Source organism: Klebsiella sp. K-3 (genome assembly GCF_051207495.1).
In the GTDB taxonomy this organism is placed as follows: Bacteria; Pseudomonadota; Gammaproteobacteria; order Enterobacterales; family Enterobacteriaceae; genus Klebsiella; species Klebsiella aerogenes.
Map to the genome: position 1 here is coordinate 172,685 of NZ_JBPNXF010000010.1, position 14,314 is coordinate 186,998.

The following is a 14,314-nucleotide window of genomic DNA, read 5'->3' on the forward strand; positions in this document are numbered from 1 at the left end:
CAGGAGTTCTGTATGAGCATTCAGTTTCTCGGCATGATCGGCCACCGCCTGTCGTCAGAAACCATCGCCCCGGTAGGGCCGATTTTTGACCGTGATTATATTGTGCGCTTCGCGCAAACACATGAAGCCGCGGGGTTTGACCGTCTGCTGGTGGGGCATTGGTCCGATCAACCCGATGGCTTTTTGGTGACCGCGCTGGCGGGGTTGTCGACGCAAAAGATAGCTTTCCTGCTGGCGCATCGCCCCGGTTTTGTCTCGCCAACTCTCGCCGCGCGTAAATTCGCCACTCTTGAACATCTGCTTGGCGGCCGGCTGGCGGTACATATTATCAGCGGCGGCAATGATGCCGAGCAGCGCCGTGACGGCGATTATCTCGACCACGACCAGCGCTATGCGCGCACCGACGCCTTCCTCGATACCATCCGCAAAGTCTGGACCGCCGAACAGCCAGTGGACATCGATAATGATTTTTATCAGGCGCAACAGGCCTGGTCAGCCATTCGCCCGCTGCAGAAACCGCATATTCCCCTCTATTTCGGTGGCTCGTCGGAGGCGGCAATTACGGTTGCCGGTAAACACGCTAACGTCTTCGCGCTATGGGGGGAGTCGCTGGCGCAGACTGCGGAAACTATCCAGCGGGTACGTGCCGAAGCGGCAAAACATCAGCGCGAGATCGGTTTCAGCGTGTCGTTCCGGCCGATAATCGCCGATAGCGAAGCGGAAGCCTGGGAGAAGGCCGAGCATATTCTGCATGTCGCCACCGAGCGGGCGGCGCAGAGTGAAGGGGGCTTTAAAGCCAAGCCCGATAGCGTTGGCGCGCAGCGTCTGCGGGCTACGGCGGCGCAGGGCAAGGTGGTGGATAAACGCCTGTGGACCGGCATCGCGCAGCTGGTGGGCGGTGGCCACAACTCCACCGCGCTGGTCGGCACGCCGGAACAGGTTGCCGATGCGCTGCTCGACTACTACGACCTCGGCGTACGTAACTTCCTGATCCGCGGATTCGACCCCCTGAACGATGCGCAGGAGTATGGCAAAGCGCTACTGCCGATTACCCGCGAAAAAGCCGCGCTGCGCGCCGTGGCGGAGCGTGCATCGTGAGGCAACACCCTATTGCTGATTGGCCGCGGCAGCTTGCCGAGATCCGCCAACTGATGGCGGAGGAGGCTGCCAGCCTTGATGCCAGCGGCGATTTTCCCCATCGCAATATTGACGTTCTGCGTCGACGCGGGTTTTTAAGCCTTGCCGTACCGTCGCAGTATGGTGGTGCAGGCGCCAGTTTAGCCGAACTGCAACAGGCTATCGCCGCCATCGCCTGGGGCGAACCGGCGACCGCGCTGATTGTCTGCATGCAGTACCTACATCATCTGCGGCTGGCGGAAAATACGCATTGGGCTGAGCCGCTACGCCAGCGCGTGTTTGATGATGCGCTCACAAACGGCGGGTTGATCAATAGCCTGCGCGTCGAGCCGGATCTGGGCTCTCCGGCGCGCGGCGGCCTGCCGCAAACGATAGCCAGCCGTAACGGCCGGGGCTGGCTGATTAACGGTCACAAAATTTATACCACCGGTATCGAAGGGTTGAGCTGGCTGGCGCTGTGGGCGCGCAGCGACGACAACCCGCCGCTGGTCGGTAGCTGGCTGGTCCCTGCCGACAGCGAGGGCATCAGCGTAGTGAAAAGCTGGGATCACGTAGGCATGCGGGCCACCGGCAGTCACGAGGTGGTGCTGAAAAACGTGCAGGTATCCGCCGGGCACGCGGTAGACGTTTGGCCTGCCGACGAGCCGCCCGCGCCGGACGCCGAACAATTTCGTCTGTTTGCTAACCGTCATACGGCGTTGCTGGCGACGATTTACGACAGCGTGGCCCGCGCGGCGCGCGACTGGCTTGTCGCGTGGCTTGGTGCGCGGGTTCCCGGCAATCTTGGACAACCGCTTTCCAGTCTGCCGCGGGTACAGGAAAAAGTGGGGCAGATAGAGGGGCTACTGCTGGTTAACCGCGCTCTGCTGGAGAATGCCGCGGAGCTGGGCTTTTCCGCTATTGAGGCCAATCTGGCGAAAGTCACTATCACCGATAACGCCATTCTGGCGGTCAATCTGGCGCTTGAACTCACCGGCAATCATGGTTTAAGCCGGCAAAATCCTCTGGAACGCCACTATCGCAACGTCCTGTGCGGGCGGGTACATACGCCGCAGAACGACAGCGCGTGGCAGGCGGCGGGTAAACACGCTTTTCAACAACAAGGATAATTAAGATGCGCATACCTCATTTTACCCGCATAGCCGGGGCGCTAATGCTATTGACGCTGAGCGGCTATGTTGCGGCTCAGGAAAGAATCACGCTGCGAATTGCCGATCAAAAAGGCGGCATGCGGTCGCAACTGGAGGCTGCTAACGCCTTGCAAAACCTCGCTTACGATATTAAATGGGCGGAGTTTCCTGCCGCCGCGCCGCTGGCTGAAGCACTCAACGCCGGCGCGGTTGACGTGGGGATTATCGGCGATGCGCCGCTGCTGTTCGCGCTGGCGAACGGCGCGCCGGTAAAAGCTATTGCCGTCGATAAGAGCAACCCGGCGGGGACCGCCGTGCTGGTGCCGCCCGGCAGCGCGTTAAAAAGCGCGGCGGATCTGAAAGGTAAACGCATTGCCACCGGTAAAGGATCAATTGGCCATTTTGTGGCGCTGAAAGCGCTGGAGCAGGCGGGGGTCTCGCCGAAGGATGTCCAGTGGGTATTCCTTGGCCCGGTGGATGCGAAAGTCGCGCTGCTTAACGGTTCGGTAGATGCCTGGGCGACCTGGGAGCCCTATACCACGCAACTGGTGAAAACCGCCGAAGGGCAGATTCTGGTGAGCGGTAAAGGGCTGTTGCCGGGTAATACCTTCCTGGCCGCCACCGATAATGCGCTGAAGGATCCACAAAAGCGCGCGGCGCTTCAGGATTATCTCACCCGACTGGCCGGCGCCGAGCGTTGGGCATACGCCAATCTCGATAGCTATGGCAAAACGCTGGGGGAGATCATTCGCTTCCCGGCGGAGATCGCCCGCGCGCAGTTTGCCAACCGCCAGTCGCAGTGGCAGCGGCTGGACGCGCCGACGGTCGCCCAGCAGCAGTCGACGGCGGACTTTTATCTTGCCAACGGCCTCATTCGCGCAAAGCTCGATGTAACGCCGACATTTGATAACGGCTTTAACGTGCCGGTCGCGCCGGTTCATGCGGAGGCGGCGCCATGATGACCACACGTTTTACCCGTCGTCGTTTCTTACAATTTACCGGCGGTCTGGCGCTGGCCGGGGCGTCTGTGCCGCTATGGGCTCACGATATGGCGGAGATGGCGAGCGGCGATGAACATCCGGCGCTGCGTCTGGCGCAGCCTTACAAAATCAAGCTGGCGATCAACAAAAGCGCGGTGTGCCTGGCGCCGGTCGCCGTCGCGGAGCAACAGAAGATTTTTAGTAAATATAATCTCGACGTTGAGTTTGTTAACTTTGGTAACTCGACGGATGTCCTGCTGGAAGCGATTGCCACCGGCAAGGCCGACGCCGGGGTAGGCATGGCGTTACGCTGGCTGAAGGCGCTGGAGCAGGGGTTTGACGTCAAACTTACTGCCGGAACGCACGGCGGCTGCCTGAATTTGTTGACGGCCAAAAACTCGCCTTTTAGCGGTCTGGAGAGCCTGAAAGGGCAAACCATTGGCGTCACCGATATGGCCGGGCCGGATAAAAACTTCTTCGCCATCTTGCTGAAACGCCACGGTATCGACCCGATTAGCGATGTGCAGTGGAAAGTCTATCCGGCCGACCTGCTCAGCGTGGCGCTGGATAAACGCGAAATCGCCGCCATTAGCGGCAGCGAACCCTTTAGCTATCGCCTGCTGGAAACCGGCAAATATCAGCTAATCGCCAGCAATATGACCGGCGATTACGCCAATCTGAGCTGCTGCGTGCTGGGCGTCAGCGGTTCCCTTGCGCGCGCTCATAAACCGGCGGCGGCCGCGCTTACCCAGGCGATTCTGGAAGCGCACAGCTATGCCGCCGCGCACCCGGAAAGCGTGGCGCAATCTTTTCTCGCCCATGCGCTAAACACTAACGAAGCGGAGGTGAGCGGCATTCTTCACGGCCAGGGGCACGGCCATCATGCGGTGGGCGAGGCTTTTGTTAAAGAGCTGACGCAGTATGCCGTGGATCTGCAGCGGGTACAGGTCATCAAACCGGGAACCGATCCTCATCAGTTTGCGGAGAGTATTTATGTCAACGTTTTCGCCTGATCGCGCGCTCGCCCGACCGGGGCTCGGCGCTCTGCTCTGGACGGAGGGCGGGCTTGCCGCCGCGCTATGGCTACTGGGCGGCCTGTTCACACAGGCCTGGCCCGATGCCGGTCGGCGCTGGCCGTTTAGCGAGGAGTGGGCGCTGGCGCAGTTCACTCTCGGCGGCGGACTGCTGTTACTGACGCTGAGTTACCGTTACTGGCGCCAGCGGGGCGCTCGTTTGCAGCGTGCCGGAAAATGGCTGGCGCTGCTGCCGGTGCTCTTCGCGCTATGGGAAGGGCTGACGGCTAAGACGGCGTTTTTGCCGGTGCCGTTTTTCGCTCCGCCGCAGGCGCTGATTGAAGTGCTGCACGATGACTGGCCGCGGCTGCTTGATAGCCTGCTGCATTCGCTGGGGCTGCTTGGTCTCGGAGTGCTGCTTGGCACCAGTTGCGGGTTTATCAGCGGGCTGGCGATTGGCTGGTCTCAGCGTATTGGCTATTGGGTGCATCCGGTATTACGCCTGCTGGGGCCGGTGCCTTCCACCGCGCTGCTGCCGCTATGCCTGTTTATCTTTCCTTCAAGCTTCGGCGCCAGCGTTTTTTTAATCGCGCTCAGCACCTGGTTCCCGGTCACGGTATTAACCTGGTCCGGGGTCATCGGTATCGATAAAGCGTGGTATGACGTGGCGCGAACGCTGGGAGCCAGCCAACGGTTCCTGATCCTGCGCGTGGCGATCCCCGCCGCGCTGCCGAACGTGTTTGTCGGCTTATTTATGGGGCTTGGCGCGTCGTTTTCAGTGCTGATTGTCGCCGAAATGGTCGGCGTCAAATCCGGGATCGGTTTTTATCTGCAGTGGGCGCAGGGCTGGGCAGCCTATCCGAATATGTACGCGGCGCTATTCGTGATGGCGTTGTTATGTTCCGGCCTGATTAGCGGGCTATTTATGATTCGCGATCGGCTCCTGAGCTGGCAGCGCGGAGGAATGCAATGGTAAGTGCCCAGACAGTTTCGACCGGTGCGGCGGTGGCGGTACGTCATCTTCATCATGCTTTTACATTGGGCAAACAGACGGTGCCGGTGCTGGAAAATATCAGCCTGCAACTGCGCCCAGGGGAGAGCGTTGCGCTGCTTGGCCCCTCAGGATGCGGTAAATCGACGCTGCTGCGTCTGCTGGCGGGGCTGGAGCCACAGCAAAGCGGGCATATTGAGATTGACGATGCGGCGATAGGCGGGCCGGGGCCGGAACGGATCCTGGTTTTCCAGGACCCAACGCTTTATCCGTGGCTGACGGTGCGGCAAAACGTGCTGCTGGGGCCGCAGGCGCAGGGGAAAAAGGGGCAGGAGCCGAAGGCCGACGCGCTGATTTCACGCATCGGGCTGCAGGCGTTTAGCGAGGCGTGGCCGCGGCAGCTTTCCGGCGGGATGGCGCAGCGTGCGGCGCTGGCGCGCGCGTTGCTCAATGAACCGCGTCTACTGCTGCTTGATGAGCCGCTGGGTAAGCTGGATTCGCTTACCCGTATCAGCATGCAGCGCGAACTGATTGCGCTGTGGCAGCGGCAGGGTTATACCAGCCTGCTGGTGACCCACGATATTGAAGAAGCGCTGCTGCTCTGCGAGCGGATGCTGGTGATGTCGCCGCGGCCGGGGCGCATTATCGCTGAGTTTACGCTTCCGCTGGCGTTTCCCCGCCATCGCGACAATCCACTGCTATTGCAGCATCGGCAGGATATTTTGCGTATCCTCGGCCAGGAAGAGGATTGGTAAGCCAAATGCATCATCCGGTATTTCCCCGCAGCAGGGGCTGAGGGGAGGTAGCCCGGATAAGGCGCAGCGCGCCGCTATCCGGGGCAGGGTAAGGCTTAAAAATCCATTTTCACCGTAAACTGCACTTCACGCGGGTCGCCAATCTGGTTGCCGAGATTATTGGTGCCGATTGACGAGGTATAATAGGTCTTATCGAACAAGTTCTTCACATTCACCTGTAGCGTTACCGGATACTGCAGCTTCATTTTATAGGCCGCGAAGACGTCGGCCACCGCATAGCCCTGTAGATAATAATCCGCGCCGTTGGTGCCGGACCGTTTGCTGACCGCGTGGCCGCCGCCGCCAACGGTCAGGGTGTTGCTGTTATAGACGTTATGAATGTCATAGGTCAGGAACAGCGAACCGGTATGTTTTGGCACGTTCGGTAGCGGTTTACCGGCATAATCGGGATCTTCCAGCACTTTGGCATCGGTATAGCCGTAGCTGGCGATGATGCTGAGGTTATCGGTGAGCGAGCCCGCCAGATCCACCTCCACGCCGCGCGAGCGAACCTTACCCGCGGTCTTCGCCACCGTCTCGTCGCCGATGCTTTCGGTATACAGCACGTTACGTTTATGAATATCAAATAACGCGATATTGGCGGTGATACCCTCTAACAGGTCGAATTTCGCGCCGACTTCGTAAGAGGTGGACTCTTCCGGCGGCAGTTCGCCGATGTAGCTGGCAATTGACGACTGCGGCATAAACGACTGGGCGACGTTAGCAAACAGCGACACGTTTGGCGTTACCTTGTAGACCAGGCCAGCCTTCGGCGTCCATTTCTCATCGCGGCTATCGGTATTGACGTTAAACGGACGGCCTTTACCGGCATACTGGGTGTAATACTGGTAGCGTACGCCGGCCACGGCAATCCAGTTATCGGTCAGGTACAGGGCGTCCTGCAGATAGGTCGCATAGCTCTCCTGCTTGATGCGCTGATCGCTATCGGCAGCGGAAACGGTATTACAGGTATCGAGAGTGCCGTAAACCGGATGATAAATATTAAAGCCTTTCACGTTCTTACAACGCAGCATATCGGTACGCTGCAGATCGTAATTCTCATAGGCGACGCCGGTCAGCAGTTCATTATAAAAGCCGCCGATCACCACGTTGCCTTGTAGATCGGCGCGGGTGGAATGCATCTTTTGCGTTGAGCCATGCGTGCCGTCGACCCGGCGGGTCAGGTTGCCGGTCGCAGAATCATAGGCCATTACCCTGGCCTGGTTGTCGTTGTAGTGATCCTGGCTGTAGCTGTAATCAAAGCGCGCGGTCCAGGCGCTGTTAAGACGATACTCGGCGTTCAGTTGGGCAATATCGGAATAACCATCGGTGATATTAAAGGCTTCATCGAAACGGGTTTTACGGTCGACGTTGACCGCGTGGCCGGTATTGAGATCGAAAATCGTGCCGCGGTCAAAGGGGGCGCTGTAATCGCGATGTGAATACGAAGCGGTAATGGTTGCGCTATCGCCAAACCAGGTCAGGGAAGGGGCGATAAAGCTGCTTTTGTTCTTGCCGAAATTACGCCAGTAATCTTCATTTTGATATTCGCCGATCAGTCGATAGGCCAGATTTGTGCCTTCGATTGGCCCGGTCACGTCGAAGCTACCCGTGCCGCCGCCAAAACTGCTGGAGGTGGCGGAAACCGAACCAGAGAACTGGCGCTCGGGGCGTTTGGTGACCACGTTTATCAGCCCGCCGGGGTCGAGAATGCCGTACAGCGTCGAGGCCGGGCCCTTCAGAACTTCAACCCGCTCGGTAGCGGCGTTAAAGCTGCGCGGTAGAACGGTACGCAGGCCGTTGGTCATGATAGAACCGTCGCGATTGGCGCCGAAGCCGCGGCGGGTAAAGGCATCCTGGGTACCGCCGAGGGTATTGGTCTGCACCACGTTGGCGACGTTATACAATGCTTCATCCAGCGAGGTAGCGTGCTGATCTTCCAGCACCCGGTCGCTGACGGTATTCACCACCTGCGGAATATCCAGCAGCGGCATTGAAGTCAATGTCGCCGTGGACGAACTCAGCGGCTGATAACCGCTGGTGGCGTTCTGCTGGCGGCCGTCAGCCACTACGGTAATGGTGTCCTCCGCGTCCTTGGTATTCTTTGCCGCGTTATTTTCTGCGGCTATTAATCCCGGTGAGGCTAAAAAAAGAAGCGAAAAAAGCGCGCGCCCTTGCAACGTCCTGCAGGCGACATAGGGTTGAGTCATTATCTGTTTCTCGTGAACGAATCTGCCTTTGCGGTCAGATAAAGCCAATTAAATCATTGCCCTGAAAATAAAACCTATCCGTTAAGCGTCTGAATGCGCCTTCAGATATGTAATTGAGAATTATTCAAACACGAAGAAATGTAGTAGTAAATGTTATGTAAGATAAAAAAGCTGCGCTGAAGAAAAGCGCAATTTAGCAGCCTGTACCAGGTGATGTGATGATCTTATTTTATTGATTATAAATAGTATTTATAAAATTCATTTTGTCTCCCTATGATGTGCTGAACGTGAAGGAAGTAACATGCAGCACAGTATTGACTACTACATTCATCCCCTTCATGATCAAAAGAGAATGAGATTTATTTTGATTTGACTGCAGAACGTTGAAGGCGGACGCCGGAACGCTGCGGCGCAGGAGCGAGTTATGCCACAGCGGGTAAACCCTGCAGAGAAGGGGATCGTCCTGGAATCCCTGTCGGCCGGCTATGGCCAGACGCTTATCGTCGATGACATTAATCTGACGATCCCCAGCGGTAAAATGACGGTGCTTGCCGGGGCTAACGGGTCCGGCAAATCAACGCTGTTATCGACCATCGCCCGGATGCTAAAACCGCTTGGCGGCTGCGTCCGTCTGGATGGAAAGGCCATCCACGACATGCCGACCAAAACGGTTTCCCGCCAGTTGGGGATCCTGCCGCAATCGCCGCTGACGCCGGAAGGGCTCACGGTGTTCGAACTGGTATCGCGCGGGCGCTACCCGTGGCAGGGGCTGATGCGCCAGTGGTCTGAAGCCGATGAACAGGCGGTGGAAGAGGCGCTGCAATTAACCGGCACCGCCGAATTCGCCCATCTGGCGGTGGATAGCCTTTCCGGCGGTCAGCGTCAGCGCTGCTGGATAGCGATGGCGCTGGCCCAGCAGACGAAAACCATTTTACTGGATGAGCCCACCACCTGGCTCGACCTGCGCTATCAGGTCGATATTCTTGAACTTCTGCAGAGCCTGACCCGCCAGCATGGCCGCACGGTGGTAACGGTCCTTCACGACCTGAACTTTGCGGTGAACTACGCCGACCTGCTGGTATTTCTCAAAAAAGGGCGGATAGCCGGGACCATTTCAGAACACGAAATCTGCAGCCCTGAACTGATTAAAAACGTCTTTGATGTTGATGTGCAGATGTCAATCAATCCGCAAACCGGCAAACCTTTCTTTATGCCGTTTCGCGCAAGCCAGACCGTTGCCCTATGAGCGCCGCCGTGCTGTACGCCACACGGCGTCGTACTCGTCCGCGGCTGGCGATGCTGCTGTTAGCTCTGCTACTTATCATCGGTTCGCTGATTCATCTTGGCTTAGGCGCCCGCTGGATCGCGCCGCAGACGGTCCTGCAGGCGCTGCTCGAGTACGACCCGCGAAACTTCGATCACCGTATTATTGTTGATTTACGTCTGGTTCGGCTGGCAGCGGCGCTGTTGACCGGCGCGGCGCTTGGCGTTGCCGGGGTGCTGCTGCAGACGGTGATCCGCAACCCGCTTGGCGAGCCGCATATTCTTGGGCTCAACGCCGGCGCCTCGCTGGCGATGGTTGCGACCTCGGCGCTGGGCCTCTCTCTCGGCGATTTTCCAGCGGCACGCCCGCTAACCGCCGCCTGTGGCGCGGCGCTGCTGTTCGGCGGGGTAATGGCCCTGGCTTCTGCCGGGCGCGGCGGGGCGACGCCGCTGCGCATCACGCTATGCGGCGTGGCGATCTCGGCGTTTGCCTCGGCGGTGACGGCGGCGATTTTAATTCTTGATGAACAAACGCTGCTGGCGATGCGCACATGGCTTGCCGGCGATCTGGCCGGATTGAACTGGGCTACCCTACAGGCGGCGCTGGTGCCGGCGCTTTCTGGCATGGGACTGGCGCTGCTCCTCGCGCCACGTCTGAACGTGCTGGCGCTGGGCGATAAAGCGGCGCTGGGGCTGGGGGTGAATCTGGTGCAGACCCGGCTGCTGGGGCTGGCCGCTATTGCGCTGCTGTGCGGCGCGGCGGTGGCGGTGGCCGGGCCTGTTGGGTTTGTCGGGCTGGTGGTGCCGCACGTGGTGCGCCGTCTGATAACGCAAGATATTCGCCTGGCGTTACCGCTGGCGGTGCCGGTAGGGGCGCTGGTGCTGGTGCTGGCGGATATCGCCGCCCGTACCCTCGTCGCCCCGCAGGAACTGGCGACCGGCGCGATGACCGCGCTGGTGGGGGCGCCGCTATTTATTTTTATCGCCGCGAGGTTTTTTAAATGATACGCGCCGTTCATCGCGCTGGATTTCGGCCTCTGGGGCTCGCTTCAAGGCATCTGTTGCTGCGTCCGGCAGCATTGAAAATTGCCGCCTTCATGCTGCTCTTTTTGCTGGCGCTGGGGCTCTACAGCCTCAGCCGCGGCAGCTTTCCGCTGCCATCTTCGACATTGGCGCGTGCGCTGCTGGCGCCGGAGAAGCTTGGCGAGCAGCAACGTTTCATCCTGTTTGACATCCGCCTACCGCGAATTTTGATGGCGCTGCTCTGCGGCGCCATGCTTGGCCTGGCGGGAGCGGCAATGCAGAGCATTACCCGTAACGGCCTGGCGGACCCCGGCCTTATTGGCGTCAAAGAAGGGGCCAGCATTGTGGTGCTGGCGCTAATTCTGTTTTTTCCGGCCGTAGGGCTGGCGTGGCGACCGCTGGCGGGAATGCTCGGCGGCGTGCTGGTGGCGCTGTTGGTGCTGGCGCTGGCGCGCGATTGTTCACGCCCGCGCTTTATTTTGATTGGCATCGGCGTGTCGTGGACGCTGGCGGCGGCGGTTGGCATTTTTATGACCACCGCCGACGTACGCGACGTACAGACGGCGATGATCTGGCTCTCCGGTAGCCTGCACGCGGCGACCTGGCCGCTGCTGGCGGTCGCGTTTTGCTGGGCGCTACCTGGCGCACTGATTCTGTTCTGCACCGCCCGCGCGGCGGATGCGGCGCTGCTGGGCGACCGTACCGCTATCGGTCTTGGCGTACGTTTGCCGCAGCTCACGCTGCTACGTTTCTTCGCCCCCGTCCTGCTGACCTCTGCCAGCGTTTCCTGCGTTGGCAGTCTGGGTTTTGTCGGTCTGATGGCGCCGCATATGGCGCGCTTCGTCCTGCGCGGCGGCCAGGTGGCGCTGCTCTGCGGCAGCGCGCTGATTGGCGCGTTGCTGGTGCTGGCAACCGATACGCTGGGGCGGCTGGCGTTTGCGCCGCTGCAGATCCCGGCGGGGATTGTCATTGCGCTGGTAGGGTGCCCATTTTTTATTGCTCTGCTTTGGCGTCGCCGTGACGCCCTGTAAATCAAAAAGGATTGTTATGCGTTGGTTCGTTTCTCTGCTGATGCTGTTCGCGGGCGCCGTCTCGGCTGCCGATTCGCAAACCTTCACCGACGATTTAGGTCGTACGGTGAGCGTACCGCTGCATCCGCAGCGAATCGTTTCGATGCACGATCTCGATATCACCATCCCGCTAATTGAGCTCGGAGTGCCGCCGGTGGCCAGCCATGGCCGCACGCGCCCGGACGGCAGCCACTACCTGCGTTCCAGCGCCCAGTTGACCGGCGTCGATTTCGACAATAGCGAGATCCGCTTTATTGGCACCGCCGATATCGACCTTGAGGCCGTGGCTGCGGCGAAGCCGGATCTGATTATTACCGAGCCCAGCCGCCATGTCTCGGTGGAGCAACTGGCGAAAATCGCGCCGACGGTCAGTATCGATCACCTGCAGGGCAGCGCGCCGCGGATTTACCGCAAACTGGCGCAGCTCACCGGCAGCCAGGCGCGGCTCGCGGTGCTTGAACGTCGTTATCAGGAACAAATTAAACAGCTAAAGGCCACGGTCGACCCGCAGCAGTACCGCGTTTCGGTGATACAGGCGAATAACGGCAAGGTGACGGTACACCACTCCTATCACGCGCTGGGGCGAGTTCTGCGTGACGCCGGGTTCCGCTTCCCCCCATTGATCGACAAGATCCCCGATGGCCAGCGGATCGACGTCAGCGCCGAACAGCTACCGGAGCTGGATGCCGATTTTGTCTTCGCGACCTGGCGTTCGGACACCGGCGGTAAGCCGCAGGATGAGCTAAAGGCCATGGAGGCGGTAATGCCCGGCTGGTGTGACTTTATGCGCGCCTGCCGCACCGGCCGCTATATTTTGTTGCCGCGCGAAGAGGTTATTTCTAATTCGTATGCCGCATTGACGCTGATGGTGGCTCAGGTGCAGTCGCACATCGCCGGGCGGCCGATTCCGGCGGGGGCGAAATGAAAACGGGAGTGAAAAAAGAGAAGGGCAGAGTCGATCTGTTTGGCGAGCGTTTTCGCGCCCGCGCGCATCAACTTTCGCCCCGTTTACGCGAAGTGGCAAACTACATCAATGATAATCGCGAGGTGGTACTGGAACGCACGGCGATGGAGATCGCCACCGCTACTCACACCTCCGATGCCACCGTGGTGAGGGCAATTCAGGCATTGGGTTTTGCCGGGCTACGCGAGTTAAAAGAGACCATGGCGCGCTGGTTCGGGCCGTCAGCGACCTCGTCGGAAAAGATGCGCTCGACGGTGGGGGCACTCTCCTGTGATGTCAATTCCAGCATCGATTTTGTGCTCGATGGGCATCAGCGCGCCTGTGAGGTGCTATCGCGTGCGGATAATCGCGCGGCGGTAGCCCAGGCGGTGGCGCTGCTGGGCGATGCGCGTCAGGTGGCGATATTTGGCATCGGGGCGTCGGGGATCCTCGCCGAGTACACCGCGCGTCTGTTTAATCGTATTGGCTTACCTGCCTGTACCCTCAACCGTACCGGCTTCAGTCTTGCTGAGCAGTTGATTAGCCTGCAGCGCGGCGACGTGCTGATTATGATGGGGCAAAAATCACCGCACCGGGAGGGCATGACCACATTGCGTGAGGCGCAGCGGCTGGGGATCCCAACGATATTACTCACCCAGGCGCTGGATTCGCGCTTCAGTCAACTGGCACAGGTGGTGATTGATGTTCCGCGGGGCGGCGATAACGGGCGGGTGCCGCTGCATGGCACGGTGCTGATTTGCCTTGAGATGATCGTGCTGTCCGTCGCCTCGACCGCGCCGCAAAAGACGGTCAAATCAATGAAGCGAATCAATGAATTGCATCGAGCCATCGGCAAATCAGGTGGTCAACGCGGTTGAACAAAAGATAATTCACTCACCAGACGCTTTCCGGTTGCATGCTATGCTAAGTATGTGTATTTTTATGCAAAATAAATGCATAAAAAGGATGTCTCATGGTCAAGAATTTGCTCAAAGCGTGTTTCATGATGGCCGCGCTGGCGGCAGCCGGACAGGCGGCTGCGGAAACCTATACCGTCGGTTCCGGCGGCACCTACCGTCCCTTTGAATTCGAAAATAGCCAAAAGCAGCTGGAAGGCTTTGATATCGATATCATTAAAGCCATCGCCAGGGCCGAAGGTTTTGACGTGAAGCTGGTCAACACCCCTTGGGAGGGCATTTTCGCCACCCTGGGCACCGGCGATCGCGACATTATCATCTCGGGTATTACTATCACCGATAAACGCAAACAGATGGTGGATTTCTCCGCGCCGTACTTCCCGGCCGAACAGTCGATTGTGGTGCCGGAAGGTTCAAAAGTGAACTCGCTGGCGGCGTTAAAAAACGAAAAAGTCGGCGTGGTGAACTCCAGCACCGGCGATATTGTGGTTTCGCAGGAACTGGGTAAAAACAGTACCTCCATTAAGCGTTTTGACAATACGCCGCTGATGCTGCAGGAGCTGTTTGAGGACGGCGTCAGCGCCGCGGTAGGCGACGTCGGTGTGGTTAAATACTACATCAAGCAGCACCCGGAAAAGCAATTCAAGCTGGTGCCTGACGCCAAATTTGAGCGCCAGTATTTCGGCATCGCCGTCGCTAAAGGTAACAGTGAACTGCTGGGCAAAATCAACGCCGGTTTGCAGAAAATCGTTGCCGACGGCACCTACGCCAAAATCTATAAAACCTGGTTCGATGACAACGTGCCGACGCTGCCTGCGCAATAACACCAATTTTCAGTGACCG

General features: G+C 59.1%; 10 protein-coding genes and 3 pseudogenes. 12 read left to right on the top strand and 1 reads right to left on the bottom strand.

The window, feature by feature from the left end:
- The first annotated feature begins 12 nt into the window (after positions 1-12).
- From ACSEMK_RS18020 to ACSEMK_RS18045, 6 genes and pseudogenes are all read left to right on the top strand, one after another.
- Positions 13-1,117: pseudogene (locus ACSEMK_RS18020) on the top strand (LLM class flavin-dependent oxidoreductase).
- A 34-nt stretch (positions 1,118-1,151) separates the two neighbouring features.
- Positions 1,152-2,246: an acyl-CoA dehydrogenase family protein gene (locus tag ACSEMK_RS18025; protein WP_430915296.1), complete on the top strand. Its 1,095-nt coding sequence runs from the start codon at positions 1,152-1,154 to the stop codon at positions 2,244-2,246.
- Between the two features lie 5 nt (positions 2,247-2,251).
- Positions 2,252-3,226, top strand: a complete 975-nt coding sequence (locus ACSEMK_RS18030; protein WP_213316767.1) for an ABC transporter substrate-binding protein — start codon at positions 2,252-2,254, stop codon at positions 3,224-3,226.
- On the top strand, positions 3,223-4,260 hold the full coding sequence (locus tag ACSEMK_RS18035) for an ABC transporter substrate-binding protein (RefSeq protein ID WP_430915246.1): 1,038 nt from the start codon (positions 3,223-3,225) through the stop codon (positions 4,258-4,260). Before ACSEMK_RS18030 ends, ACSEMK_RS18035 begins: the two co-directional genes overlap by 4 nt.
- Positions 4,241-5,236: an ABC transporter permease gene (locus ACSEMK_RS18040; RefSeq protein WP_087857892.1), complete on the top strand. Its 996-nt coding sequence runs from the start codon at positions 4,241-4,243 to the stop codon at positions 5,234-5,236. Before ACSEMK_RS18035 ends, ACSEMK_RS18040 begins: the two co-directional genes overlap by 20 nt.
- Complete coding sequence (locus tag ACSEMK_RS18045; RefSeq protein WP_430915245.1) at positions 5,230-6,006, top strand: ABC transporter ATP-binding protein; 777 nt, start codon at positions 5,230-5,232, stop codon at positions 6,004-6,006. Before ACSEMK_RS18040 ends, ACSEMK_RS18045 begins: the two co-directional genes overlap by 7 nt.
- A gap of 95 nt (positions 6,007-6,101) precedes the next feature.
- Here the strand turns inward: ACSEMK_RS18045 and ACSEMK_RS18050 are convergent, their stop codons facing one another.
- Positions 6,102-8,174: a TonB-dependent siderophore receptor gene (locus ACSEMK_RS18050; protein ID WP_430915295.1), complete on the bottom strand. Its 2,073-nt coding sequence runs from the start codon at positions 8,172-8,174 to the stop codon at positions 6,102-6,104.
- Positions 8,175-8,679: 505 nt separating this feature from the next.
- Here ACSEMK_RS18050 and ACSEMK_RS18055 point away from each other — a divergent pair.
- The 6 genes and pseudogenes from ACSEMK_RS18055 to ACSEMK_RS18080 all read left to right on the top strand — a co-directional run bounded on the left by ACSEMK_RS18055 (position 8,680) and on the right by ACSEMK_RS18080 (position 14,295).
- On the top strand, positions 8,680-9,501 hold the full coding sequence (locus tag ACSEMK_RS18055) for an ABC transporter ATP-binding protein (RefSeq protein WP_430915244.1): 822 nt from the start codon (positions 8,680-8,682) through the stop codon (positions 9,499-9,501).
- Positions 9,498-10,523 (top strand): FecCD family ABC transporter permease, encoded by a 1,026-nt coding sequence (locus ACSEMK_RS18060; protein ID WP_435336615.1) that lies wholly within the window; start codon positions 9,498-9,500, stop codon positions 10,521-10,523. Before ACSEMK_RS18055 ends, ACSEMK_RS18060 begins: the two co-directional genes overlap by 4 nt.
- Complete coding sequence (locus ACSEMK_RS18065; protein WP_430915243.1) at positions 10,520-11,572, top strand: FecCD family ABC transporter permease; 1,053 nt, start codon at positions 10,520-10,522, stop codon at positions 11,570-11,572. The genes ACSEMK_RS18060 and ACSEMK_RS18065 overlap by 4 nt, the downstream gene beginning before the upstream one ends.
- Before the next feature lie 11 nt (positions 11,573-11,583).
- Positions 11,584-12,536: pseudogene (locus ACSEMK_RS18070) on the top strand (iron-siderophore ABC transporter substrate-binding protein).
- Positions 12,505-13,432 (top strand): annotated as a pseudogene (locus tag ACSEMK_RS18075) (MurR/RpiR family transcriptional regulator); the annotation flags it as partial. The pseudogenes ACSEMK_RS18070 and ACSEMK_RS18075, both read left to right, overlap by 32 nt.
- A gap of 95 nt (positions 13,433-13,527) precedes the next feature.
- The gene (locus tag ACSEMK_RS18080; RefSeq protein WP_020079063.1) at positions 13,528-14,295 is read left to right on the top strand and encodes a basic amino acid ABC transporter substrate-binding protein; all 768 of its coding nucleotides are present in this window, start codon (positions 13,528-13,530) and stop codon (positions 14,293-14,295) included.
- Positions 14,296-14,314: the final 19 nt, after the last annotated feature.

Coding starts and splice junctions, on each gene's coding strand:
- ACSEMK_RS18025 (WP_430915296.1), top strand. CDS start 1,152: ATGGCGGAGGAGGCTGCCAGCCTTGATGCCAGCGGCGATTTTCCCCAT.
- ACSEMK_RS18030 (WP_213316767.1), top strand. CDS start 2,252: ATGCGCATACCTCATTTTACCCGCATAGCCGGGGCGCTAATGCTATTG.
- ACSEMK_RS18035 (WP_430915246.1), top strand. CDS start 3,223: ATGATGACCACACGTTTTACCCGTCGTCGTTTCTTACAATTTACCGGC.
- ACSEMK_RS18040 (WP_087857892.1), top strand. CDS start 4,241: ATGTCAACGTTTTCGCCTGATCGCGCGCTCGCCCGACCGGGGCTCGGC.
- ACSEMK_RS18045 (WP_430915245.1), top strand. CDS start 5,230: ATGGTAAGTGCCCAGACAGTTTCGACCGGTGCGGCGGTGGCGGTACGT.
- ACSEMK_RS18055 (WP_430915244.1), top strand. CDS start 8,680: ATGCCACAGCGGGTAAACCCTGCAGAGAAGGGGATCGTCCTGGAATCC.
- ACSEMK_RS18060 (WP_435336615.1), top strand. CDS start 9,498: ATGAGCGCCGCCGTGCTGTACGCCACACGGCGTCGTACTCGTCCGCGG.
- ACSEMK_RS18065 (WP_430915243.1), top strand. CDS start 10,520: ATGATACGCGCCGTTCATCGCGCTGGATTTCGGCCTCTGGGGCTCGCT.
- ACSEMK_RS18080 (WP_020079063.1), top strand. CDS start 13,528: ATGGTCAAGAATTTGCTCAAAGCGTGTTTCATGATGGCCGCGCTGGCG.